The following is a 430-nucleotide window of genomic DNA, read 5'->3' as shown; positions in this document are numbered from 1 at the left end:
GTCCTGGCCGCCTGCGTGCTGAGGCTCTGGGAGCAGGGGCGCCTCGACCTCCACGAGCGCCTGCCCGGCCAACCCTTCTCCGCGCATCACCTTCTTCAGAACCGCTCGGGCGTGCCGGACTACGGCCGCCTGCCGGCCTACCACGAGGCCGTCGCGCGGGGGCACACACCTTGGTCCCAGAACGAGCTCTGGGAGAGGGCGCAGGCGGACCGGCTCGACTTCGAGCCGGGCACCGGCTGGTCCTATTCCAACGTGGGCTTCCTGCTCTTGCGCGAGTTGATCGAGGCGCGGAAAGGGCAGGACCTCGGGGCGGCCATCGCCGCGCTGGTCACCGGCCCGCTCGCGCTGACTTCTGTGCGCCTCGCGTCATCCGCTTCGGCCTTTGCCGATGTTCATTGCGGGGCCATGCGGGGCTACGATCCGCGCTGGG

1 protein-coding gene is annotated in these 430 nt (G+C 70.7%); it reads left to right on the top strand.

Going from position 1 to position 430, the window contains the following annotated elements:
* The coding region (locus AB4091_RS21920) for a serine hydrolase domain-containing protein (RefSeq protein WP_442295037.1) at window positions 1–430 on the top strand (430 nt) is incomplete at both ends.

It is taken from the genome of Terrabacter sp. 2RAF25, from assembly GCF_052115265.1.
Lineage (GTDB): Bacteria > Actinomycetota > Actinomycetes > Actinomycetales > Dermatophilaceae > Terrabacter.
Note: the sequence above shows the minus strand (reverse complement) of the source record. Positions and strands in the feature narration are given on the sequence as shown.